General features: G+C 64.9%; 22 protein-coding genes. 13 read left to right on the top strand and 9 right to left on the bottom strand.

Annotated elements, in window-relative coordinates:
• The first annotated feature begins 1 nt into the window (after position 1).
• Positions 2-316 (top strand): flagellar biosynthesis anti-sigma factor FlgM, encoded by a 315-nt coding sequence (flgM, locus tag FSY59_RS11835; RefSeq protein WP_003059210.1) that lies wholly within the window; start codon positions 2-4, stop codon positions 314-316.
• 38 nt (positions 317-354) lie between these two features.
• On the top strand, positions 355-717 hold the full coding sequence (locus FSY59_RS11830; RefSeq protein ID WP_003059212.1) for a hypothetical protein: 363 nt from the start codon (positions 355-357) through the stop codon (positions 715-717).
• Positions 718-782: 65 nt separating this feature from the next.
• On the opposite strand, the gene FSY59_RS11825 is transcribed toward FSY59_RS11830, so the two are convergent.
• Positions 783-2,264 (bottom strand): glycosyltransferase family 39 protein, encoded by a 1,482-nt coding sequence (locus tag FSY59_RS11825; RefSeq protein ID WP_043370684.1) that lies wholly within the window; start codon positions 2,262-2,264, stop codon positions 783-785.
• A 121-nt stretch (positions 2,265-2,385) separates the two neighbouring features.
• On the opposite strand from FSY59_RS11825, the gene FSY59_RS11820 reads away from it, so the two are divergent.
• From FSY59_RS11820 to FSY59_RS11810, 3 genes are read left to right on the top strand one after another with little or no spacing between them, the layout of a single operon-like run.
• Entirely contained in the window at positions 2,386-3,390 is a 1,005-nt protein-coding gene (locus FSY59_RS11820; protein WP_043370682.1) for a glycosyltransferase family 2 protein, read from the top strand.
• Positions 3,387-3,803 carry a GtrA family protein gene (locus FSY59_RS11815; RefSeq protein ID WP_370458232.1) on the top strand — a complete coding sequence of 139 codons (417 nt, stop codon included), beginning with the start codon at positions 3,387-3,389 and terminating at the stop codon, positions 3,801-3,803. Before FSY59_RS11820 ends, FSY59_RS11815 begins: the two co-directional genes overlap by 4 nt.
• Positions 3,800-4,627, top strand: coding sequence for a ChbG/HpnK family deacetylase (locus FSY59_RS11810; RefSeq protein ID WP_003059220.1), 828 nt, complete (start codon positions 3,800-3,802; stop codon positions 4,625-4,627). Before FSY59_RS11815 ends, FSY59_RS11810 begins: the two co-directional genes overlap by 4 nt.
• 54 nt (positions 4,628-4,681) lie before the next feature.
• Here the strand turns inward: FSY59_RS11810 and FSY59_RS11805 are convergent, their stop codons facing one another.
• On the bottom strand, positions 4,682-6,154 hold the full coding sequence (locus tag FSY59_RS11805) for a PLP-dependent aminotransferase family protein (RefSeq protein ID WP_050874619.1): 1,473 nt from the start codon (positions 6,152-6,154) through the stop codon (positions 4,682-4,684).
• 382 nt (positions 6,155-6,536) lie between these two features.
• On the opposite strand from FSY59_RS11805, the gene FSY59_RS11800 reads away from it, so the two are divergent.
• Both FSY59_RS11800 and FSY59_RS11795 read left to right on the top strand, forming a co-directional pair.
• Complete coding sequence (locus FSY59_RS11800) at positions 6,537-7,715, top strand: PLP-dependent aminotransferase family protein (protein WP_148728998.1); 1,179 nt, start codon at positions 6,537-6,539, stop codon at positions 7,713-7,715.
• A 237-nt stretch (positions 7,716-7,952) separates the two neighbouring features.
• Entirely contained in the window at positions 7,953-8,879 is a 927-nt protein-coding gene (locus tag FSY59_RS11795; protein WP_148729028.1) for a PhzF family phenazine biosynthesis protein, read from the top strand.
• 14 nt (positions 8,880-8,893) lie between these two features.
• On the opposite strand, the gene FSY59_RS11790 is transcribed toward FSY59_RS11795, so the two are convergent.
• From FSY59_RS11790 to FSY59_RS11780, 3 genes are all read right to left on the bottom strand, one after another.
• The gene (locus tag FSY59_RS11790) at positions 8,894-9,553 is read right to left on the bottom strand and encodes an ABC transporter ATP-binding protein (protein WP_050874625.1); all 660 of its coding nucleotides are present in this window, start codon (positions 9,551-9,553) and stop codon (positions 8,894-8,896) included.
• Between the two features lie 165 nt (positions 9,554-9,718).
• Positions 9,719-11,371 (bottom strand): iron ABC transporter permease, encoded by a 1,653-nt coding sequence (locus FSY59_RS11785; RefSeq protein ID WP_148728997.1) that lies wholly within the window; start codon positions 11,369-11,371, stop codon positions 9,719-9,721.
• A 218-nt stretch (positions 11,372-11,589) separates the two neighbouring features.
• Complete coding sequence (locus tag FSY59_RS11780; RefSeq protein WP_148728996.1) at positions 11,590-12,618, bottom strand: extracellular solute-binding protein; 1,029 nt, start codon at positions 12,616-12,618, stop codon at positions 11,590-11,592.
• Between the two features lie 285 nt (positions 12,619-12,903).
• Between FSY59_RS11780 and FSY59_RS11775 the strand changes: the two genes are divergently transcribed.
• The 3 genes from FSY59_RS11775 (at position 12,904) to FSY59_RS11765 (ending at position 15,167) form a co-directional block, all read left to right on the top strand.
• The gene (locus FSY59_RS11775) at positions 12,904-13,581 is read left to right on the top strand and encodes a histidine phosphatase family protein (RefSeq protein ID WP_043370672.1); all 678 of its coding nucleotides are present in this window, start codon (positions 12,904-12,906) and stop codon (positions 13,579-13,581) included.
• A 48-nt stretch (positions 13,582-13,629) separates the two neighbouring features.
• A complete protein-coding gene (locus tag FSY59_RS11770; RefSeq protein ID WP_003059236.1) occupies positions 13,630-14,079 on the top strand; it encodes a hypothetical protein in 450 nt (149 codons plus the stop codon).
• A 101-nt stretch (positions 14,080-14,180) separates the two neighbouring features.
• The gene (locus FSY59_RS11765; RefSeq protein ID WP_003059239.1) at positions 14,181-15,167 is read left to right on the top strand and encodes a tripartite tricarboxylate transporter substrate binding protein; all 987 of its coding nucleotides are present in this window, start codon (positions 14,181-14,183) and stop codon (positions 15,165-15,167) included.
• A 298-nt stretch (positions 15,168-15,465) separates the two neighbouring features.
• Here the strand turns inward: FSY59_RS11765 and FSY59_RS11760 are convergent, their stop codons facing one another.
• Complete coding sequence (locus FSY59_RS11760) at positions 15,466-16,341, bottom strand: creatininase family protein (protein WP_050872857.1); 876 nt, start codon at positions 16,339-16,341, stop codon at positions 15,466-15,468.
• A 96-nt stretch (positions 16,342-16,437) separates the two neighbouring features.
• On the opposite strand from FSY59_RS11760, the gene FSY59_RS11755 reads away from it, so the two are divergent.
• Positions 16,438-18,069 (top strand): MATE family efflux transporter, encoded by a 1,632-nt coding sequence (locus FSY59_RS11755; protein WP_148728995.1) that lies wholly within the window; start codon positions 16,438-16,440, stop codon positions 18,067-18,069.
• Here FSY59_RS11755 and FSY59_RS11750 read toward each other — a convergent pair.
• A complete protein-coding gene (locus tag FSY59_RS11750) occupies positions 18,056-19,030 on the bottom strand; it encodes a tripartite tricarboxylate transporter substrate binding protein (RefSeq protein WP_148728994.1) in 975 nt (324 codons plus the stop codon). The two genes, FSY59_RS11755 and FSY59_RS11750, sit on opposite strands and share 14 nt — an antisense overlap.
• 204 nt (positions 19,031-19,234) lie before the next feature.
• On the opposite strand from FSY59_RS11750, the gene FSY59_RS11745 reads away from it, so the two are divergent.
• On the top strand, positions 19,235-21,523 hold the full coding sequence (locus FSY59_RS11745) for a protein-disulfide reductase DsbD (RefSeq protein WP_148728993.1): 2,289 nt from the start codon (positions 19,235-19,237) through the stop codon (positions 21,521-21,523).
• 31 nt (positions 21,524-21,554) lie between these two features.
• Here FSY59_RS11745 and FSY59_RS11740 read toward each other — a convergent pair whose 3' ends face one another.
• Positions 21,555-21,941, bottom strand: coding sequence for a VOC family protein (locus FSY59_RS11740; protein ID WP_148728992.1), 387 nt, complete (start codon positions 21,939-21,941; stop codon positions 21,555-21,557).
• A gap of 334 nt (positions 21,942-22,275) precedes the next feature.
• On the opposite strand from FSY59_RS11740, the gene FSY59_RS11735 reads away from it, so the two are divergent.
• A complete protein-coding gene (locus tag FSY59_RS11735; protein ID WP_050872861.1) occupies positions 22,276-22,791 on the top strand; it encodes a hypothetical protein in 516 nt (171 codons plus the stop codon).
• Positions 22,792-22,854: 63 nt separating this feature from the next.
• Here FSY59_RS11735 and FSY59_RS11730 read toward each other — a convergent pair whose 3' ends face one another.
• Entirely contained in the window at positions 22,855-23,721 is an 867-nt protein-coding gene (locus FSY59_RS11730) for a GNAT family N-acetyltransferase (RefSeq protein ID WP_003059246.1), read from the bottom strand.
• Positions 23,722-23,820 lie beyond the last annotated feature (99 nt).

Below are 23,820 nucleotides of genomic sequence, written 5' to 3'. Positions count from 1 at the left end.
CATGAAGATAGGCAATAAGCCGGACCTGCAGCAGACCGCTGCAGCCGCCAAGCAGGCCCCGAAATCCGCAACCACGGTTGCCACCGAAGAATCGACCAAAGGCTTGTCCGAGCGCACCGCCGGTGTGCCCGTGTCCTTTTCGTCCTCGGCCCGCGCCCTGGACAGCCAAAGCCGTACCAACACCGACTTTGATGCCGATCGCGTCAAGGCCATGCGCGAAGCCATTGCCAATGGCAGCTTCCGCGTCAACGCCGAGGCCGTGGCAGACAAGCTGCTGGCCAATACCGAAGAATTCCTGGTTCACGCCCGCGGCTGAAGCGCCCGCGGCTGAACTCCCGAACAGAGGCTGACCCGATGACCTTGCAGGAAATGCTCGATTCGCTGGATGCGGTGATTCAGACCGTTTCGGCATCGCTGCAGTCACCGGACGCATCCGCGCTGGAACAGTCCAGCACCCGCCTGCGGGACGCCATGGTGGCCTTCTCCCAGCTCGCCAGGCGCTTTTCGGCCGACGACTGGACGCCTGCACTGCGCGAGCGAGCGCAGAATCTGGACCGCGAAATCTCCCTGGTCCGTGACCAGCTGGCACGGCTTTCCGTGCTCAACCAGCGCCGTACCAAGGCACTGGTGCCTGCGGCCGAAGACAGCACCTACGAAAGCAGCCTGCGCGGCGCATCGCAGACCGGCCGCGCACGCATCTATCACGCAGCCAGCTAGGCTCGAATCGGCAACTCCCGCAAAAAGGCGAGCCAGAGGCTCGCCTATTCTTGTTGTGGCAGGTCTCAGTGCTCGCCCTTGGCGATCTTCACCGGCCGCCAGGCCCAGACACCATAGGCGCGGGTGAAGCCTTCAGGCAATGGGTCCGGGGCCACTACCACCTCGATGATGCGGGCGCTCGGCAGCTCCTCCTCACGAATCCAGGGGCTGTATTGCAGATTGCGCTCCACATAGACGCGCGGACGCTCGGGCAGCTCCATCGCAATACGCCCGGCCAGCGCCTGCGGACCGATGATGATGTCCACAGGGCCGCCCAGTGCCTGATGCGCCGCCGGCGCCAGACCTTCCACGATCTTGTCCACGGGGATATGGTTCTGATGGGTGCTCTTGTAGCCCGACAGCCCCATGGGCGAAGCCAGCCAGAACTGCAGCAACAGCAGCGCCTGCAGAACCCCAAACGTCAGCCAGGCGGCACGCATGTCCCCGGCTGCACCCCAGCTCCGTGGCGAGCGCGCCCACTCCATGACGGCCGGCACGCACAGGAACATGAAGGCCGTGCCCCATTGCAGGTGTAGATAGGAGCCCGTAAACAGGCACAGCACCAGCATGGCCAGCAGCGGCACCAGGCCCCAGAGCAGCCAGAACTCGCGCAGCAACCTGTCAGCGTCGACTGGCACCTCCTTGGCAGGCGCAGTCTGCGCTCCAGTCTTGCCCGCCCTGCGGCGTCCCCACCAGAGAGCCACACCCAGCACGATCCAGGCAGGCATGCAGCGGTTGAAGATCCAGTCCACCGCAAACGTCCAGGACATCTTGATGCGCGCGGCCGTATCCAGGTGCAGACCCAGGGACGTGCGCTCTGCGTAATGCATGGGCATCCAGTCATGGGTTTTCAGCCAGTACAGATGAGGAGACAGCACCAGCAGGCCGACCGCAGCAGCCAGTGCTGCTCCTTTGACATGGACCGGGTTCTTCCAGGCGCCAATGCGCAGCCACCACAGGCCGATCACGCCCAGCGCAAGCACATACTGATATTTGCTGAGCATGCCCAGGCCCGAAACCAGGCCCAGCCAGGCCCAACCCGCCAGGGATGGCTTCTGCGTGACATGCCAGGTCAGCGCCACGGCCAGCGAAATCCACAGCATCATCACGACGTTGTGGTTGTAGTAGTAGAGCCGCCCGCAATAGAAGGTGATGCTCAGCGCCGCCAGCAGACCCACGCTCGCATAGGCCCGGCCCCGCATATCGCACAGCAGCTTCCAGAAAATCGCCAATGAGCCCAGTGTGAGCACGCCGCCCAGCACATAGGTCAGCCCTATGGACGGACCAAAGACAGCCGCGGAGGCGGCCATGATCCAGGTCGGCATCGGCGGATGCTTGAAATAGCCCAGCTCCAGGGAGTGAATCCAGATCAGCTGCTCCACGTTGTCCCCGGGCGCGGCCAGGGCCGTCACCCAGTGAATGGCCAGCCAGATCACGCCGTATACGGCGAGCAAGGCGGCAACGGCACGGCCGCCAAGAACAAGAGATTCGCGTTGAGCAGCGGTCATCAGACGATCAGGAAAGAAGCAGGAGCAGTAGGGGCGTGAGTATAACGACGGCCTTTTTGAAGCAGTGCAAACCATGGCCGGCCCAGCAAGCAGTTACAGACTTGCGCGAAAATCCTGCCCCATGACCGATTTTCACGCCGAATATGCTCCCGCAGCCCCGCCAGCCCAGTTGCCGCGCCAGCCGCTGAGGCTGAGCTGCGTGGTGCCGGCCTATAACGAACAAGCCAATATCGAGGGGTTTCTGCGTGCGCTGGCCGAGACGGTTCGGGCCTTGACGCCCGATTTCGAGATCGTGGTGGTCAACGACGGCAGCCGTGACGCCACGCATGAGCTGAGCCTGCGTCTGGCGCAGGAGCTGCCGCTGCGCTATCTCGCCTTGTCGCGCAACTTTGGCAAGGAAGCCGCGCTGTCTGCCGGCATAGACCACGCCCGGGGCAATGCCGTGCTGCTGATCGACGCCGACTTCCAGCATCCGCTGGAGATGCTGGCCGAAATGCATGAGCTGTGGCAATCGGGCTACGAGATGATCTATGGCGTGATCGCCGACCGCGGCGCAGAAAGCGGCGCCAAGCGCATGGGCACCCAGTTGTTCTACCGCGTGATGAACTCGGGCAGCTCGGTCAAGATGCCGCCGAACGCAGGCGACTTCCGCTGGATGGACCGCAAGGTCGTCGATGCCCTCAAGGCTTTGCCGGAGAACAATCGCTTCATGAAGGGTCTGTACGCCTGGGTCGGCTTCAAGACCGTCGCCCTGCCCTTTGTTCCCCGGGACCGTGCGGCGGGCAGCTCCAGCTTCAATCTGCGCCGCCTGGGGTCTCTGGCCCTCCTGGGACTGACCTCCTTCACCACCCTGCCCCTGCGCGTCTGGAGCATGGTGGGAGCCGGCATTTCCCTGCTGGCTCTGGCCTATGGCCTGTGGATTGCGGCCGAAGCCCTGTTCTTTGGCAACCCTTTGCGCGGCTGGCCCACACTGGCCGCCAGCATCATGCTGTTCTCAGGCGTGCAGTTGCTGTCCATCGGCATTCTGGGCGAGTACATCGGTCGCATCTACGAAGAGGTCAAGCGCCGCCCCATCTACCTGGTGGCCCATGATGAAGACCGCAGCCCGCTGCGCGAGCCATCGTGATCGTGGGCGCGCTGCAAAGACTGCGCCGCCTGCCGCAGCTGCTGCAGTTCGTGCTGGTGGGCGGCTCGGCAGCAGCCACGCATCTGGCGGTGGTCGGCCTGCTGGTGTCACTGCTGGGCCTGCCACCGCTCGGTGCCAATGTGCTGGCGTTTCTCGTGGCCTTTGTGGTCAGCTACAACGGTCATACCCTGCTCACTTTTTCAGCAGCGCAGGCCAGGGGCTGGCCGGTGGTGGCGAAATTCTTTGCCGTGGCCTGTCTTTCCTTTATCGCCAACGAGGCGCTGTACTACATCGCCCTGAACTGGCTGCACTGGCATTACTTCTGGAGTCTGGCCGCCGTGCTGGTGCTGGTGGCCACAGGCACTTTTGTCATGAGCAAGTTCTGGGCCTTCAAGGCAAGCAGCACCGCATGAATCACATGAAAGCCCCCCGCGCCATCCTGCTGTGTGCCGACGATTACGCCCTGCATCCGCTGGTGGACGACGCCGTGCAGCAGTTGACGCTTGCCGGTCGTCTGTCGGCCACCAGCTGCATGACCACCTCGCCACTCTGGCTGCAAGCCGCGCCGGCATTAAGGGCGTTGCGTCCCCGGCTCTCGGTGGGTCTGCATTTCAATCTGACCGAAGACCATGGCGGACAGCATGGAGCCCAGGCGCTGGGCACGGTACTGCGCCTGGCCTATGCACGGCAGATGCCGCAGGGTCTGATGCGCCAGGCCTGGCGCGAACAGCTCGATGCTTTCGAGCAGGTCATGGGCACGGCCCCGGACTTCATAGACGGCCACCAGCATGTGCATCAGTTGCCGGGTCTGCGAGCGGCCATGCAGCAGGAACTCCAGGCCCGCTACGCCGCGCACGAGATGCCCTGGGTGCGCTCCACGGCACCGGCCGCAGGTCTGTGGCGCAGCCCCAAGGCCGCCATCATTGCCTTGCTGGGTGGCTGGGCCACCACCAGACGGCTACGCCATGCAGACATCCCCATGAACCATGGCTTTGGCGGCGTCTATGGCTTTGATGCCCCCGACACCGCCAGCTATGGCAGGCAGATGGCCGGCTGGCTGCCGCATATGGCGGCTGGCGGCCTGCTGATGTGCCACCCGGCCAGCGGCGTGGTGGAGGGCGATGCCATAGGCAGGCAGCGCCCCGTGGAGTTCGACTATCTCATGTCCGACGCCTTTGGCGAGCTGCTGCAGCGCACCGGCTGCCATATCCATCAGGGCCCCATCCAGCTGGGCTAAGAACGTGTTGACGATCTCTACTCTGTCGCGGCGCGAGGAGATCGTCAACACGTTCTACAACTTCTGTGCCTGGGCCCGCATCTGGGCCACCGCCCGCTCGAAGACCCGCCAGAAGGCGGCGTCCTGCGTGGTCGCGAAATTGATGCGCATGCAGGTGCTGGAGCCCCGGCTGGCATGGAACATGGCACCAGGGGCAATCATGTAGCCCTGATCCAGCAGCAGCTGGGTCAGCACCTCGGTATCCACACCGGTATCCACCCAGCCGAACATGCCCGCAGGCTCGGCCACAAAACGGCAACCGGCAGCCTGAGCCAGCGCCACGCTGCGCGTGCGCGCCTGGGCCAGATGCTGGCGCAGCCGCTCGGCATGGCGGCGCAGCTGGCCTTGCTCCATGCACAGGGCCAGCGCCTGCTCCATGGGGGTCGGCGTGGACAGGGTGGACAGCAGCTTGGTGTCCAGCAGTCTCTCGACCAGCTCGGGCGGCGCTGCCAGATAGCCCAGGCGCCAGTTGGGCACCAGCACCTTGGCAAAGCCGCTGATGTAGATGCTGCGCTGCAGCCGGTCCAGCACCGACACGCGCGGCGCATGATCGGGTGCGATATGGCAGTAGCTATCGTCCTCCACCACATAAAAGCCATGACGCTGCGCCATCTGCAGCACCTCATGGGCGCTGGCTGCACTCAGGCTGTAACCCGTGGGGTTGTGCAGCACGCTGACACTCACATAGAGCTTGGGGGCCATGGTCTCGCAATAGCGCTGCATCACCGCCATGTCCGGCCCCTCGGGCCCGCGCGGCACCGGCAGCACGCGCATGCCCATGGCGGCCAGGCGCGCATATTCCACGGCCCAGCCCGGCTCTTCCACCATCACCGGATCGCCGGGCTGCAACAGGGCCCGGCTCACGATGTCCAGCGCCTGGGTCGCGCCCAGGGTGGTGATGATCTGGCCCGGCCCCGCCGCGATGCCTATGCGCTGCATGCGACGTGCCAGCGCCTCGCGCAGCCGGCTGTCGCCCATGGGTTCGCCGTAGCGCACCAGCGATTCGCGCAGCGCCTGCCCGCTGGTGACCTTGCGCATGGCCGCCACCAGAAAGCCGGCATCGAGCCACTCGGCGGGCAGCACACCGGCACCGGGCTGGGGTTTGCCGGCCACGCTCTCCACAAACATGCCGCGGATCAGCATGGTGGCGTTGATGCGCGTGCCCGGCGGGATGCCTACCGGGGTATTGACCGCCCCCTCATTGATAGCTATCTGCGCTTTACCCTCCTGCGTTTGAAGCGGATTTTGCACAATATCTCGCACAAAGAAGCCGCGTTGCGGCCTGGCCTCGACCAGCCCCTGGGCCTGCAGCAGGTCGTAGGCGGCCACCACCGTGTACGGACTCACGCCCTGCTGGCGCGCACATTCACGCACCGAAGGCAGGCGCGCGCCTGCGGGCAGCAGCCTGGTGCGTATGCGTTCGGCCAGACGCTCGGCCAGTTGCTGGGTCAGGGTCAGGGCCGCCTGGCGGGACAGGGAGATGGACATGGTGATGTGCCGCGAACTGTATTGAAGCGAGTACCAATACAGAAGCCATAATTGTGAGACTGTCTGTATAGGTACTGTAATGGTCTCAGGCGTATATTGAGTCCATCAACCTCTCTTGGCCGCCCTCCACACAGGGCTATGGTCACGGTCTGCGGCCTCACCGACTGCAGACCACACCGTCGCAATTGCCCGCCAGCCCACACAGGCAAACCGGCCGCGACACAATAAGCCCCACCTGCTGGTGCATAGTTGCAGCGCCTTGTGCGCCGCAGCGATTGCATCCCGAGCCCCAAGCTCGGGCCGGCACATGCCCGACAATGGCGTGAGAATGCACACCGGCCAGCCCTGACCGGGCTGGCAACGTAGAGATCGAGTACTGTTTATGACAACCTGGACGCTGGCAGAACGTGCTGCCAAGATGAATTCCTCCGCCATCCGCGAGATCCTCAAGCTGACCGACCGCCCCGGCATCATCAGCATGGCTGGCGGCCTGCCTTCCCCCAAGGCCTTCCCCCTGGACGCGTTCACCGAAGCCTGCCAGACCGTGATGCAGCGTGACGGTGCCGCGGCCCTGCAGTACTCGACCACCGAAGGCTTTGCCCCGCTGCGTCAGGCGATCGCCGACTTCCTGCCCTGGAACGTCGATCCCGAGCAGATCCTGATCACCACCGGCAGCCAGCAGGCGCTGGATCTGATCGGCAAGGTGTTCCTGGACAAGGGCAGCCGTCTGCTGGTCGAAAAGCCCACCTACCTGGGCGCCCTGCAGGCCTTCACTCCCATGGAGCCCGTGGCCGTGGGCGTGGACAGCGATGACGAAGGCATGCTGATCGACGACTTTGCCAAGCAGATCGGCAGCGGTGCCGGCAAGGCCCGCCTGGCCTATGTGCTGCCCAACTTCCAGAACCCCACTGGCCGCACCATGAGCGATGCGCGCCGCCAGGCTTTGGTCGACAAGGCCAGGGAACTGGACATTCCCCTCATCGAGGACAACCCCTACGGCGACCTCTGGTACGAGCAGGAACCTCCCCTGCCCCTGGCTGCACGCAACCCCGAGGGCGTGATCTATATGGGCTCGTTCTCCAAGGTGCTGGCCCCGGGCCTGCGCATCGGCTTCATCGTCGCGCCCAAGTCCGTGTACGGCAAGCTGACCCAGGCCAAGCAGGCGGCCGACCTGCACACCCCCAGCTTCAACCAGCGCGTGGTAGCCGAAGTCATCAAGGACGGCTTCCTGGACCGCCATGTGCCCACCATCCGCGCCATGTACAAGGTGCAGCGCGATGTGATGCTGATGGCCCTGGAGCGCGAGATGGCCGGCCTCGACGTGCAATGGACACGTCCTGTGGGCGGCATGTTCCTCTGGGTCAAGCTGCCTGCGGGCATGGACGCCCAGGCCCTGCTGGCCAAGGCCGTGGAGCGCAATATGGCTTTTGTGCCCGGCGCGCCCTTCTACGCCGGCGATGCACAGAACAACACGCTGCGTCTGTCGTATGTGACGGTGTCTGCCGAGCAGATCAACGTCGGCATCAAGTCTCTGGCCGAGGCCATCAAGGCCAGCCTGTGATCTGAAGGCCCCCTGAGCGGCTTTGCCGCCTCCCCCTCTCTGGCGCTTTGCGCCGGAGGGGGACGACAGCCTCGGTGCGCGGCGGCGCTTCCTCGCTGTCTCTGATACCCCATGGCATGTGCAATGCCCCATCAACCGGCCTGCCACGAACCTCCGTGCAGCGCCGGTTTTTCTTTTTGCCGACAATCGCTGCCCATGTCTGCCTCCGCACATACCAGCCCTCTCTCTCGCCCCTATATGACCGTGGACGTGTTCACGCGCACCGCGCTGCTCGGCAACCCCGTGGCGGTGGTGCTGGGTGCCGATGGCTTGAGCGAGGCCCAGATGCAGGCCTTCGCGCGCTGGACCAATCTGTCGGAAACCACTTTTGTGCTGCAGCCCACGCCCGAGGGGCTGGCTGCGGGCGCCGACTACCAGCTGCGTATCTTCACGCCCGCGGGCGAGCTGGCTTTTGCCGGCCACCCCACGCTGGGCAGCTGCCATGCCTGGCTGGCCCAGGGCGGCCAGCCGCGCAACCCCGAACAGGTACTGCAGGAGTGCAGAAAAGGCCTGGTAGCCATTGGCTGCGATGCGCAAGGCGCTCTGTTTTTCGAAGCCCCTTCACTCGACTCCCAGGAAATTCCCGAAGAGGAGCTGGCCCCCGTGCTGCAGGCGCTGGGCCTGCAGCGTGAGCAACTGCTGATGGCGCGCAGCCTCCATAACGGCTCGCCCTGGCTGGGCCTGCTGCTCGAACACCCCGATACGGTGCTGAGTGTGGAGCCAGACTTTGGAGCGCTCAAGAAGCTGGGAGCCAAAGCCGGTCTGGCGGCCATTTATGAGGTGGAAGAGGATGCCCCGCTGATTGGCCGTTCCAGCCGCGAGGCCCGCGCTTTTGCCAAGCAGGCTGAAGAAGCCGCTCAAGAAAAAGTGACTTCAGCTCCGCCGCGTCTGGAAGTGCGCGCCCTGGTGGGTGAGACAGCGAGCGAAGACCCAGTCACCGGCAGCCTGAATGCAGCGCTGGCCCAATGGCTGACGGGCGAAGGTCTGCTGCAGACGCCCTATAGCGCCGCGCAAGGCGTTTGCGTAGGTCGTGACGGCCAGGTTCATGTGCAGACCGCCGCCAACGGCAAGCTCTGGGTGGGCGGCCACACCGTGACCGTGACCTCAGGCCGCGTCCTGCTTTAAACCTCAGGGCCGACTCAGAGCTGAGCCGGCGTCATCCTGCAGATCTGGTCGGCCATGGTTTCGGCTTCCTGCGCGTTGTGCGTGACCAGAATCGCCGTCTGCCCGGCAGACCGCAGAATGTCGCGCACCTCCAGCGTCAGGCGCTCTCGCGTGGCAGCGTCGAGGTTCGAAAATGGCTCATCGAGCAGCAGCAAGGCCGGGGACGGCGCCAGGGCGCGGGCCAGCGCCACACGCTGCTGCTGGCCGCCGGACAGCTCGTGCGGGAACTTGCTACCTGAATTCGCCAGCCCCACCACGGCAAGCAGCTCCTGCACACGTTTGTCGCGCTCTGGCTTGCCCATGCGGCGCAGGCCGAAACCCACGTTCTGTGTGGCCGAAAGGTGCGGGAACAGCCCGTACTCCTGGAACATCATGCCCACATGGCGCTGCTCGGGAGGCAGATGCGTGCCGGGTCCGGAGAGCAGCACCTTGCCCAGATGAATGCTGCCCGCATGCACCGGCTCGAAGCCCGCGATCGCACGCAGCACGGAGGTCTTGCCGCAACCCGAGGGACCCAGCAGGCTGGCGATATGGCCTGCAGGCACCTGCAGATCAAAGCCCTGTAGCACGGTGTGCAGACCCGTAGGCGTTTCATAGCCCAGTTGCAGCTGCGCAATTTGTAGAGAGGCGGTCATGCAGTCACTTCATCAAGACTTGGGCAAACAGGTTCTGGCAGAGCGACTGCCTCGGGAGGCCGGCTGTTGCTGCATTCTTGTTTGCACAAGTCCTGCTCATCCTATTCATATTCAATAGCTGCTTGCGCAATATCCATAAGCGCTTGAGCCGATTTTCGTGCATATTCATCGCTGAGTACCCGACAGCTGGGCACGCGCCAGCAGCATGACGGGAACCAGCCCCGCGACCACAATGCACAGCGCGGCGATCGCGCCCTCCTCATAGGTGCCGCGCGCGGCTTCGGCATAGAGCCAGGTGGCCAGGGTATCGAAATCGGCCGGGCGCAGCAGCAAGGTGGCGGGCAGTTCCTTCATGGCATCGACAAACACCAGCATGGCACTGGTGGCCATGGCAGGCCGCAGCAGCGGCAGGTGTACGCGACGCAGCGTGCCCAGGCGGCTTTCGCCCAGCAGGCGCGAGGCCTGCTCCAGCGTCGGCGGGATACGCGCCAGACCGGCCTCGATCCCGCCCACGGGCATGACAAGGAAGCGAATCACGCAGGCGGCCACCAGCACAATCCCCTGCCCCATCAGCGGCAGGCCGTCCATGCCGAACAGCTGGGCCAGCCCTGCGTCGAATGCCAGCGCCGGCGTCAACAGGCCGATGGCCAGCACCGTGCCCGGCACGGCGTAGCCCAGCGCCGCCAGCTGTGCAGGCCAGCGCGATGGCGCTCGCGTGCTGATGCCGGTGCGCGTGGCCCAGGCCACGACAAGACCCGCAGCCACCGCGATCAGGGTCACGCCCAGCGCCAGCCCCAGTGTGTTGAGCAGGCTGGAGACCAGGCCCTCGGAGACGCCCGAGCCCTGCAGCAGACGCTTGCCGCTTTCCCAGGCCAGATAGGCCGCCGGTGCGGCAAAGCCGATCAGCACCGGCAGGCTGCAGGCCAGCGTGGCCAGCCAGGCCCTGCCTGCAGGCAGACGGTGCGGCGCTATGGCCCTCATGCGCTGGGCCGAGCCAAAGCGCTGGCGACTGCGGCCCTGACGCTCCAGCCAGACCAGGGCCACCACGGCCAGCAGCATGGAGCAGGCAATCTGCGCGGCACCGGCCAGATCGGAGCGCGTGACCCAGGTGGTGTAAATCGATACCGTGAGCGTGTGCACGCCCAGAAACTCGGACGCACCGATATCGCCCAGCGTCTCCAGCAACGCCAGGCTCAGGCCCACGACCAGCGCCGGTCGCGCCATGGGCAGGGCCACGCGCCAAAAAGCACCCCAGCGGGTCTCACCCAGCGAGCGGGCGGCCTCCATCAGATGCGCCGGCTGGGTCATGAACATGGCCCGTGCCGTCATATACACATAGGGGTAGAGCGTGAACCCCAGCACGAAGATCGCACCGCCCATGGAGCGCAGATCGGGCAGGCGCCACTGACGCGGGCTGTCGTAACCCAGCAACCAGCGCAGCGCGCCCTGCACCGGGCCTATGGGGTGCAGCAGATCCAGATAGGCAAAGGCCACGATATAGGCCGGCATGGCCAGCGGCAGCAGCAGCGCCCAGTGCAGCCAGCGCCGTCCCGGGAAATCACAGGCCGTCACCAGCCAGGCGCAGCCCGTGCCCACCACCAGCACCACCAGGCCCACCCCGCCCAGCAGCCAGGCCGTATTGGCGGCGGCATCGGGCAGCACATAGCGCAGTAGATCCTGCCAGTGCGCCCAGTCCGAGCCCAGCGCCAGCCAGGCCAGCGAGGCAATGGGCGCAAACACCCCCAGCGCAATCAACCAGCTTGCGCCCTGCCACACCGGCCCGACGGGCCTGAGCCCTGAACGAAGAAAAGAAAACATCAAGACAAAACGATCACGACAAGACCAACGCCCAGAAACAGACATGCCCCAGCAAAGGGGCTCAAACAGGAGCGCAATGCTAAAACAAGCATGCTCCTAAGCAAGGGACAGCGAGCAAGGGCCTCGGCGGCCCCGCCACCCCGCTGCGATGCTGTCGTCCCCTCCCCTGGCGCGCAGTGCGTAGAGAGAGGGGAAGCGGCGGGGCCGCTCAGGGGTGTTTACTTGTCGAATCCCACCTTGTCGACCAGCACGCTGGCAGCCTTGCGGTGCTTGGCGATCTCGGTCAGCGGCAGCGGATCGATCTTGATCTCGCCAATGCTCTGGGCCACCACGGGGTCCAGCGCCACGCCCTTGCGCACAGGGTGCTCGTAGTTGGCCTGGGCGTACATATTCTGGGCCGGCTCGGAAACCAGGAACTCCAGCAGTTTCACGGCCTGATCGCGGTTGGGTGCGTGCTTGGCCACCGAGGCGCCGCTGATATTGATATGCGTGCCGCTCTTGGGATCGTTGAAAGTAGGCTTGACGACCTTGATGGCATCGCCCCACTTGCGTGCGTCCGTACCTTCCTTGGCCGCCTTCATATGGCCCACGTAATAGGTGTTGGCCAGGCCCACATCGCAGATGCCGCCCAGAATGTCACGCGCCACGTCGCGGTCGCCGCCCGTGGCCTTGCGCGCCAGATTGGCCTTGACGCCCTTGAGCCACTGCTCGGTCTTGGCTTCGCCGTCATGGGCAATCATGGCGGCGATCAGTGCCGTGTTGTAGGGGTGCTGGCCGGCACGGCTGCAGACCTTGCCCTTGAACTGGGGCTTGGCCAGGTCTTCATAGCGGAAGGCGCCGATCTTCATGTCCTTTTCGGCATACAGCACGCGGGCCCGCATGGACAGCGCAAACCACTGGTCGTCTGCGGCGCGCAACTGGGCCGGAATGGCCGCCTCCAGCACGCTGGACTTGACGGGCTGGGTCACGCCGCCGTCCACCAGATCCACCAGATTGCCGATGTCCACCGTCATCAGCACATCGGCAGGCGAGCGCGGGCCTTCGGCCTTGACGCGCTCCAGCAGGCCGTCCTTGACGAAGACCGTCTTCACACCGATCTTGGTCTGCGCCGTGAAGGCCGCCAGCAAGGGCTGGATCAGTGCCGGTTCACGGGTGGTGTAGAGCGTGATGTCCTCGGCGTGGGCGGACAGCGCAGGGGCGCACAGGCTGGCAACGGCGGCCAGTGCAAACAGGGGTCGTCGAAACATGAAGGGCTCCAGGAGGTGGACAGGCATAAAAAAACACGCCCCGCCTCGAAACCGGCAAGTCTCCTGCCAGCCAAGTGCAGGAGATCCGTGAACCAGTATCGAAAGCGGAGCGTGTTTTTATGTTTTTGAGAATAGCTCTCAACTATCTTAACCGAGAGGCATGCCCTGCTCGCACTCCAATCCGGACGTCGGTTGCGGAAATAGGCATCCCGGCGCTGTCGCCCAAGCGCCAGCAGGTCGCAGGCATGACAGCGCCGCAAGCGGGCAAGGCCCAACATCCGCGCCATGGGAAACCTCTACCTTGTGCGCCATGGCCAGGCCTCGTTTGGCGCGGATGATTACGACCAGCTCAGCCCACGCGGCCAGGAACAGGCCGTGCGTCTGGGCGAATACTGGCGTGAGCGAGGTCTGAAGTTCGACGCCGTCTATGCGGGTACGCTCAAGCGCCATCAGCAGACGCTGGCCGGCATCGTCCAGGGCCTGGACAGCGCGTCCAGCCCCGAGGCACAAAACCGCCCCGGACTCAACGAGTACGACAGCGAAGCCCTGCTGCGCGCCATCCACCCGGCCCCCCTGCCCAGGCCCGATACGCCCGAGCTGTACCGCCATCATTTCCGCCTGCTGTGCGACGCACTGGCGCAATGGATGGGAGGCACCATCAGCCCGCAGGGCATGCCCGACTGGAACGGCTTTGCGGACGGCGTGCACCAGGTGCTCGAGGAGATACGCCACCAGCACAGCGGCCGCAACGTGCTGCTGGTCAGCAGCGGCGGCCCCATCTCCACTGCCGTGGGCCAGGTGCTTGGCACCGCGCCCGAGGTGACCATCGCCCTCAATATGCGACTGCGCAATATTGCCGTGACGGAGTTCAGCATCAGTCCCAAGCGCTTGATGCTGCAAAGCTTCAACACGCTCAACCATCTCGATAGCGCCGAATACAGAAGCTGGATCACCAGCGCCTGACTCCCCTCAGGCCCGGAGCCGGCCAACGCAAAGTGCTACAAAGCCGCAATGGACTCCATCTTTCTCAGTCTTGGCGATACGACGCTGACGCTTGACATAGGCGCGCAGCAGCACCGGCTGCCCATCGGCATCGCCACCCTGGTCAAGGCCTTTGCCCAGCGCATGCCCAATGCGCTGATGCTGGAAAACGCGATTGCCGATGTCGAGGATGCCGTCATGCCGGCCGGGCGCTGGCTGCCTGCAGGCGCCAGTCTGCTGCAGACGACAGACCCGCTGCTGCGGCAACTGATCCATGGCGCCACGGCCGATCCACAAGCCCCCCAGGCGTCACGCGAGGCCATCGAGAACCTGTTCGAGCTGCTGGCGCGCCAGGCCCAGCAGCCTGGCCATGCCGATCCGCAGCTGCCGCAGACCCCCGAGCATGCAGCCGCCCTGCTGATAGTGCGCGAGGTCATGCATCACTGGGAAATGGATACCCTGCAAGCAAGCGGTAACTAGCCATACCTGTGCGGCATAGCAGACAGAACGCTTTGCGGCTGCCTGCGGGCATCTTTCGGCGGCACACTCTCGGGATAAAAGTTTCAGACAGAAGGACAAGCATGAAACGCCGCAGTTTTACCCAATCCCTGATCAGTGCCGCAGCGGGGGCTGCCCTGCTGAGCGGATTTGCCGCTACCGCCCAGGCCGAAGGCCTGTCCAACCGACCCATCCGCATCGTCGTTCCCTTCGGGGCCGGCGGCGTGGCCGATGTGACGGCCCGTGTGGTGGCCCAGCAACTGTCCACCCAGCTCGGCCAGCCCGTGGTCATCGACAACAAGCCCAGCGCGGGCGGTATCGTCGCGGCCGACACCGTGGCCAAGGCGGCGCCCGATGGCCATACGCTGTTTCTCATGTCCAACGGCAGCGCCGTCACGGTGAATCTGTTCAACAATCTGCCCTTCGACATGGTCAAGGATCTGACGCCCATCTCCACGCTGGGCTACTTTGACATCGGCGTCATCACCGATGCCAAATCGCCCTTCAAGAATTTGGGCGAACTCGTGAGCTATGCCAAGGCCAATCCCGGCAAGCTGAACCTGGGCAGCATCAACGTGGGCAGCACCCAGCACCTGGCGGCAGAGCTGTTCAAGACCACGGCCGGCATCGACGCGCAGATCGTGCCCTTCAACGGCACGCCCGCCGTGGTGACCGCGCTGCGCGGCAAGCAGATCGATGCGGCCGTGGAAATTCTCACGCCCATCATGGGACAGATCAATTCCAAGGCCGTGAACCTGCTCGCGGTGACGGGCGAGAAGCGCTCGCCGCTGCTGCCCAATGTGCCCACAGCCCAGGAATCCGGCGTCAAGGGCTTTGTGGCCTCGTCCTGGAATGCGCTGGCCGCCCCCTCCAAGACGCCCGCCCCCGTGATCGCGCGCCTGAACAAGGAAATCAACACCGCCGTCAACAACCCCGAGGTCGCCAAGAAGCTGCGCGAGCTCAATGTGCAGGCCCAGGCCAGCACCCCCGAGCAGACCGCCAAGCTGCTGCAGTCGGAAATCAAGCGCTGGGGCGATGTCATCACCACGGCCAAGATTGCGAAACAGTAAGCTCCCCCTGTGGCGCTGGCGCGCCTTCCCCCTCTCTCTACGCGCTTCGCGCTATGGGAGGGGGACAACACCTTCGCTGCGGGGCGGCCCTTGCTCGGTGTTTCTTTGCGGGACCGCGCCAGTTTTTGGCGGCTTGCGTTGAACGAGGCCCGCGATGAAACAGATTGCTGCAGTGGCCTTTCAGGGCCTTTCTGTTTTTTTGCTATCTTTTAAGTAGCTTTTATCGACTGATAGCATTTATTTTCAATACAAAATGTATCGGAAATACATACTGTTATTGTGCAATAAGCTCCTGAATTCAAAGCGGCTGCGGCTGGTTTCCGACCGTGCTCAGGGGCAGGTCATGAATTTCGCCGAGCAACCTCACCAGGCCCTGCGCCGATGAACGCACCATGGCCGCGCCGCGCTCGGCCGTCGCGGCGGCGGAGTTGCCCACGGCTCCGGCCGGGTTGTAGTCCTCGATGGCCCAGCCCAGCTTGGCGCTGCGGCCATTGCCGATGAAGTGGTATTTGCCGGCCCGCTGCTCAGAGCTCGAAGCGAAGTTCTGCGCACGTTCCATATGCACGGTCTCGGGCGCCAGGTGCAGCAGCATCGAGGTCTCCACTTCGCCGCCGTGAATGCCGAAGCGATGCTCATGCGCGCAGAACTGCTGGTTGGCCGCATCGTCCACCAGCCCGAACCAGCTGGCGCTGTAGACCAGCAGGCCATGCCGGATGCGCAGCTCGCGCGCAACGATGTCCATCACGCTGACCTGGCCGCCATGACCGTTGAGCAGCAGCAGCTTCCTGATGCCGGCGCGCGCCACGCAGGCGCCCAGCTCCGTCCACAGCGCAATCAGCGTGGCCGGCTGCAGGCTCAAGGTGCCCGCATAGTGCGTATGCTCGACCGAAAAACCGATGTTCTGCGGCGGCAGAAACAGCACCGGCAGCTCGGCTGGCAGCTGCGCCAGAGCGGCATCGATGACGCCCTCTATCAGGCGGGCATCCACCGACAGCGGCAGGTGCGGACCATGCTGCTCCACCGCCGCCACGGGCAGCACAGCCACGGTGTCTGCGGCCAGGCCATTGCTCTGGGCCAGGGCAAAGTCATGGGCCGAGGCCTGGGCCCAGAAGCGCGAGGGCCAGCGGGGAAGCGCGCTTGCGGGAGTGGTCGGGGTATTGCTCATGGCCATCATCGTAGCTGCGCCAGCGCCCCGAAACCACCACATGCCCCGGATTCCGGGCCCACCGCCCGTCAACCGCAACCAGTCGACATGCCCCACAATGGGCCGATGCCTGAAGCCTCCGCCAGCGCCTCGCGCCAGAGTGCGCGCACCGCCAACTCCAAGCCCCAGACCCGCGACCTGACCCAGGGCCCGATCGCCAGCACCTTGCTGGTCTTTGCCCTGCCGATCCTGGCCGGCAATGTGCTGCAGTCGCTCAACGGCTCGGTCAATGCCATCTGGGTCGGCGGTCACCTGGGCGAGGCCGCACTGACGGCCACCGCCAATGCCAACAACGTGATGTTTGCACTGATCGGCGCGGTGTTCGGCATCAGCATGGCAACCAATATCCTGATCGCCCAGAGCATGGGGTCGAAAAACATCGCGCAGGCCAAACGTGTGCTTGGCACCAGTGCGACGTTTTTTGGTGTTGTCTCACTGCTGATTGCCGTGCTGGGCTGGCCGCTGTCGCGCCATCTCATGCAATGGATGAGCACGCCCGAGGCGGCTTTGCCGCTGGCCGAGGCCTATCTCCAGATCATCTTTCTGGCCATTCCGCTGCTGTTCATGTTCAGCTTTGTGACGGCCGCCCTGCGCGGCGCGGGAGACACCCGAACGCCGTTCTGGTTTCTGCTCGTCGTCGTGGCGCTGGACATGGCCCTCAACCCTCTGCTGATCTTTGGCTGGGGCCCCGTGCCGCGCATGGGCATCCAGGGCTCGGCAGTCGCCACGCTGATTGCCAATGCCGCGAGCTTTGCGGCTCTGCTGGGCTGGTTGCGTCTGCGCCGCCACCCCTTGTGGATAGGTCGCCGGCAGCTGGGGCTGTTCAAGCCCGATCTGACGATCGTACGCACTCTGGTGGTCAAGGGCCTGCCCATGGGCGTGCAGATCGTGATGATCTCGCTGGCCATGATCGCCATGATCTCCATGGTCAACGAGCATGGCGTGCAGACGGCATCCGCCTATAGCGCCGCGCTGCAGCTATGGACCTATGTGCAGATGCCAGCCATGGCCATAGGCGCCGCCTGTTCGTCCATGGCGGCGCAGAACGTGGGCGCGGGCCTCTGGAAGCGTGTCAGCGCCACGGCCAATGCCGGCATGCTGGGCAATCTTCTGCTGACCGGCAGCCTGATCGTCCTCATCGTGCTGCTGGACCGTCATGTGCTGGGCTGGTTTCTGCCCGGCGGCAGCCCCTCGCTGGAGGTGGCCCGCCACCTCAACCACATTGCCATTGGCTCCTTCCTCTTCTTCGGCGTGACCTTTGTGCTGGCCGGCGTGGTGCGCTCCACGGGAGCCGTCATGGCGCCGGTGCTGATTCTGGCGATCGCCATGTGGGGCATACGCGTTCCCGTGGCACGCTGGCTGCAACCCGTGATGGGCGTGGATGCCATCTGGTGGAGCTTTCCCATCAGCTCCGTCTGCTCCATGCTGATGATGCTGGCCTATTACCGCTGGGGCAACTGGCGCAAGGCGCACATGCTGCCGGCCCAGGCCGCCATCCCGGCTGCAGAGCCGGCCCGGGAACAGACGCCGGCCGCAGAGCAAGCAGAAGCCCCCGTGGACAGCGATGCACTGATAGCCCGGGCCGCCCCCTGCGAGCGCATCGCCATCCCTGCCGAGGTGGGTGGCCAGCCGCCCAGCACCGTGGCCACCCTGGCCGCGGATGCGGGGGGGCCACCGCGCGACGCTAACCCAGGGTGATGCCCGTTTCCTTGACGACGCGCTTCCAGCGCTCGTGGTCGGCGGCGATGAGCCGTCCGAACTCCTGGGGCGTGCTGCGCCGCGGCAGGTAGTTGTAGCCGGCGAGCCTGGCCATCACATCGTGCATCTGCATGATCCTGTCCATCTGCTGGGCCAGATAGCCCACGATCTCCTGCGGTGTGCCCTTGGGCGCCAGCAGGCCCGACCAGGAACTGAAATCCATGCCACTGACGCCCAGCTCGCGCAACGTTGGCACCTGGGCAAAGGCCGGTGCACGCTGGGGCAGCAGCACGGCCAGGGCCTTGACCTTGCCCGCGCGAATCATTTCCACCGAGGTGAAGGAATCGAACGAGAAGTCCACCTCGCCCGCCACCACGGCCTGCATCTGCGCGCCCGTGCCCTTGTACTGGGCATTGACGATGCCGGGCCCCTCGACCACCTTCTTGAACTGCTCGGTGATCAGCGAGATCATGCTGCTGCCCGAGGAGGCGCTCAGCGGCCGACCCTGCTTCGCCATGGCGATCAGCTCCTGCATGCTGTTGACGGGCAGGTCCTTGCGCGCAATCACCACAAAACCGACATCGCATAGATGACTGATGGGCTCGAAGCTGGCCAGCGCCTCGTAGCCGGTCTTGTAGAGCACGGGACTCAGGGTCTGCGCTCCTGCCGTGTTCATCAGCAGCGTGTAACCATCGGGTGCGGCGCGGGCTGCCAGTTCGGAGCCGATGACGCCGTTGGCGCCGCCCTTGTTGTCGACCACAAAGGACTGGCCCGTGATTTCGCCGAGCTTTTGCATGGCCAGCCTCGCCACCACGTCCGTGGTGCCTCCGGCCGGAAACGGCACGATGACCCGTACCGACCTGTCCGGATAGGCTGACGCAGCGGCCGCCGGCCAGGGCAGCGCGGTGGCAGCACAGGCTGCCGAGGTGGCAAGAAAGCGGCGGCGTGAGGTATTCACCATAATGCTTGTCTCCTGTAATTGCCCGGCAACGGACTCCTGCGACCGGCTCCGGCTGCGGGCTGTTTGAGCCTTGTTGGCCGGGCCATGATGGAGTCCGCCCGCGCCCTCTGTCCAATACCATGCGCCTATGCAAGCATTGGTTTTGCCAATCGGCCGCCCCGTGCAGGGAACCAAAAACACCGCCACAGACTCCCACCGTCCGCCATGTCTTCTCAAGCCCTTTCCCTGACCACCGGACCCCGCAGCCTCTCGCAGCGCCTTTCACTCTGGCTGATGCTGGCGCTGGCCGTCTGGGTCTGTGCCTTCTCCACCGGTGCCGGCGCGCAGATCCTGCTGAAGAATTCGGCTTCGGGTGGAGCCACCGTGCAGACGCCGCGCGTGCAGGCCGAGCTGGTGGCCCAGGCCCCCGAGGGCATCACCGCCGGCCAGGTCTTCTGGCTGGGGCTGAAGATCACCCATCAGCCCGAATGGCATACCTATTGGAAGAATGCCGGCGATTCGGGCCTACCCACGGTGCTGCAGTGGCAGCTGCCCCCGGGCCTGGAGGCTGGCCCCATCGCATGGCCGCTGCCTCATGCGCTACGCGTAGGGCCCCTGGTCAACTATGGCTATGAGGACACGGTGCTGCTGCCCGTACCCATCAAGGTCGCGGCCGATTTCAAGGCACCGGCCTCCGGCATGGTGGACCTGGGCCTGGCCGCCGAATGGCTGGTCTGCCGCGTGGAATGCATTCCCGAGTCCGGCAACTTCCAACTGCAGATCCCCGTTCAGGGCAGCAGCGCTCCGCAAAGCCAGGCCTTTGTGCAGGCCCAGGCCGACCAGCCGCAGGCGCTGAGCCAGGGCGGCCAGGCCCTTGTCGAGTCCGGCAAGGCCGAAGGCACGAAACTGCCCGACGACCGCGTGACACTGCGCATACCCGGACTGCCCCCCAGCCTGAAGGGCAAGACACTGGAGTTCTATCCCGAGAACGCCGACACCTTCAAGCATGCCGCAGAGTCGGGCAAGGACTGGAAGCAGCACTGGGACGGTAACGTCTGGGTGGGCGAGAACATGCCCCTGTCCGATATGCGCGGCGAAACCGCGGCGCAACTGGCCGTGGTGCTGGCCCTGCCGCCCGCTGAGCGCGCTGCCGCGCTGGAGCGGGGCGAAAGCGCTGGCTGGCGCAGCGAGCTGGCCGTGCAGGGCCGCTGGAGCGCCCCCGCGCTCGCAGGCGTTTCTCCGGCCCTGGCCGCAGCTCTGGAGGCCAACAAGACCGCTTCTCAGGCCGTACCGGCGGGCAATACGGCCAGTGCAGGCAGCCTCTGGGCGGCCCTGCTGGGCGGCCTGATCGGCGGTCTGATCCTCAACCTCATGCCCTGCGTGTTTCCCGTGCTGGCCATCAAGGTACTGGGGTTTGCGGTGCATGGCCAGAACCGCCAGGCCCAGAAACTGGGCGGCCTGGCCTATGCTGCCGGCGTGGTGCTGTCCTTTGTGGCACTCGGCGCACTGCTGCTGGGCCTGCGCGCGGCCGGTCAACAACTGGGCTGGGGCTTCCAGCTGCAGTCGCCCGTGGTGGTCTCGCTGCTGGCAGCGCTGTTCACCGTGCTGGGACTGAATCTGGCCGGCTGGTTCGAGTTCGGCAGTCTGCTGCCCAGCAGCATTGCCAGCGCCCAGGCACGCAACCCGATACTGGACTCCTTTCTGTCCGGCGTGCTGGCCGTGGCCATTGCCTCGCCCTGCACGGCACCCTTCATGGGTGCCTCTCTGGGCTTTGCCATCGATATGCCTGCGGCGCAGGCGCTGACGGTGTTTGCCGCACTGGGCATGGGCATGGCCCTGCCCTATCTGCTGGCCAGCTTCGTGCCCGCCGTCGTGAGCTGGCTGCCCCGCCCCGGTCCCTGGATGCAGACCTTCCGCCACGCCATGGCCTTCCCCATGTTTGCCACCGTGGTCTGGCTGGTCTGGGTGCTGGGCCACCAGGGCGGCATGGATGCCGCCGCGGCCCTGCTGGCCCTGCTGCTGGTGCTGGCCGCGCTGATCTGGGCCCTGGGCCTGCGCGGCAAGAGCCGCATGAGCCTCGGCGCTGTCGCCTTGCTGCTGGCCATTGGTGTGGCCTACTACGCACTGCCGCTGATCAAGGCCGAGCCTGCGGATCAGGTCAGGGCACAGGCCGGTGAACTCTGGCAACCCTGGTCGGCAGACAAGGTTCAGTCTGCCCAGACCTCGGGCCGGCCGGTGTTTGTGGACTTCACGGCCGCCTGGTGCGTGACCTGCCAGGTCAACAAGCGCACCACGCTGAGCAATGCCGAGGTGCTGGCAGCTTTCGAGCAGCACAAGGTGCAGCTGCTACGCGCCGACTGGACGCGCCAGGACCCGGCCATCACCCAGGCACTGCAATCACTGGGACGCAGCGGCGTCCCCGTCTATGTGCTGTACCTGCCCGGCAAGCCGCCGGTGGTGATGAGCGAGCTGCTCTCCAATAGCGAAGTGCTGGACGCGCTCCAGCAGATCTAGGTCGCCCCTGCGTGCCGGGCGCTGCGCCCCCTCATGCCTGCTCCAGCTCCTCGTGCAGGCAGAGGTAATTGCCTTCCGTGTCCTTGAACCAGGCGGCTTTCTCGGCCGCCAGCACGCAGACATGGTCGACGGTCTTGAAATCGGGAAAGTCATAGTCTTCAAACACCACGCCCCGGCCTTTCAGCTCCCGAATGCTCGCGGCGATATCGGACACCTGGAAGCTGATGGCCGTGTGCTCGGCCTTGGTGCCGCCAGGTCTGGGAAACAGGGCCAGGGCGCTGCCGCCCACCCGATAGACAAATTTCCCGTCGGGTCGCAGCTCCCCGGGCTGCAGACCCAGGCATTCCTCGTAGAAAGCACGGGCCCGCGCCAGATCCATTACCGGCAGCATCGTCGTCACAGCAGATTGGCTCAGCATAAGAACTCCTTTGCCCGGCGCCCCGAGTCGAGCAGACAAAGCTTAGTCCCGTGGGCCGGCAGAAGCCAGAGTCGGCGGGGTTCATGAACCTGGCGCAATCAACTTTACGACTCGGCACACCAGCCTCGCTCCTGTCAAACCGGCGGGTTCCGGTCTGGCTTCGATTCGCGCTGGAACGCGACTCTACGCAGGAGGGCAGCACCTATGGCACAAACCGGACAAAAGCTCTAGACTGGAATTGCCCACAAGCCAGGTGCAACCGCAGTTTTCGGCCTTTGCCAGCCTTGCACGCGTTGACTGCTGCGGACCGCCTGAACTGCACAGGAGGTAAGCCATGCATGCCAACCTTATCCATCAGCCGTCTCACAAACGTCTTTGCCTGTTGCGTGCACTGGCGCTAGCCAGCCTGGCCATTGCCGGACTGGCCCTGCCCTTTGCCTGGGACATCCTGGCCAGCATCAACAGCATGCCCAAGATGCATTGGCTGCAGCAGATACTGGCACAGGCGCCGGCCTTCAGCTGGCTGATGATGTTTGTCTGGGGCGGAGCCATACCACTGGTCTTGCTCAAGAACATGGACCAGACCCCCTCGCACAAGCTGCGCACCACGGTGGTGATGCTGGTCCTGATGTGGGTCGCCGTCACCTGGTATGTGCACATGCCGGCCAGCAATCAGTGCACCGCGCTCTATGCTTCCTGGGAATGGGCCTGCTCGGTTCTCCAGTGGGGCTACAGCATGAGCCTGGTGCTGTCCATTGCGGCCTATGCCTTCCTCATGCTGGGCCTGATGGTTACCGCGCTGGGCCTGTTTGCCGAAGGCCTGGAAGATGAGCCCAGCCACGCCGCATAGCACGCCCTGCCATGCAAAAAGCCTGCGACATCGGCCGCAGGCTTTTTGATTTCTGCTCCCACCTCAAGACTTCATGCGTCCGAACAGTCGGCGATAGCGAGAAGGCAGATCCTGCATGCGCATCATGATGGGCAGATCGGCGGTATTGAAGTCGCTATCCCAGGCCGGTGCCCCCAGCACCTTGGCACCGGCGCGCAGATAACCCTGGATCAGCGCTGGCGGCTCGACCTTCAGCGCATCCACCGAGACATTGCTGACACATGCCAGCTCCTCGGGCAGCGCCACCCGCGGGCGCACCTGCAACTCGGGCTCGGCCAGATGGCTCTGGCGCAGCTGCTGCCAGATGCGTGCCGGGCCTTCGCCATGGGCCAGACCGGGGTACTGCATGGGAATGCTGGCGCAGCCCACCATGGCCTCCAGCTGGTTGCGCTGCATGAACTCGGCCAGCGCGCCCCAGAGCGCCAGAATCACGCCGCCCTGGCGATGCTCCGCATGCACGCAGCTGCGTCCCAGCTCCACCATCTGCGCACGCCAGGCGTGGATGGGCGAGAGGTCGAACTCCTGATCGCTGTACAGACCGCCGGCGCGCTGGGCCTGAGCGGGGGTCAGGAGACGGTAGGTGCCGATCACCTTGTTCTGCTCTTCATCACAGACCATCAGATGCTCGCAGAAATCGTCGAAGACATCGATGTCGTGACCTGCCACGGGTGTCTGCAGCACGGCACCCATTTCTTCGGCAAAGATCTGATAGCGCAGGCGCTGGGCCTGCCGGACCTCGTCCAGATGACGGGCCCAGCGCACTTGCAGGCGCAAAGCGGGCGCTGCAGCGTGTGCGGGACTGGCGGGGCGATGGGAAAGCGAGGGAGCCGATGACGGTGTCGTCGCGATGCTCTGGCCATTCAGCGCATCAAGAATCTCGGGATGCCTCATGTCTGCTTTCCTCCGGTGTTGGACGCAGTTGGCGGCCTGCCTGTGCCACACGGTGTGTCTGCGTGGCGTCATTGTGGAAAACGCAGATGAAGCCCGCGC

The sequence above is a fragment of the Comamonas sp. Z3 genome (assembly GCF_008121565.1).
Taxonomy (GTDB): Bacteria; Pseudomonadota; Gammaproteobacteria; order Burkholderiales; family Burkholderiaceae_C; genus Comamonas; species Comamonas brasiliensis.
This window is presented reverse-complemented; position numbering and strand designations above follow the sequence as displayed.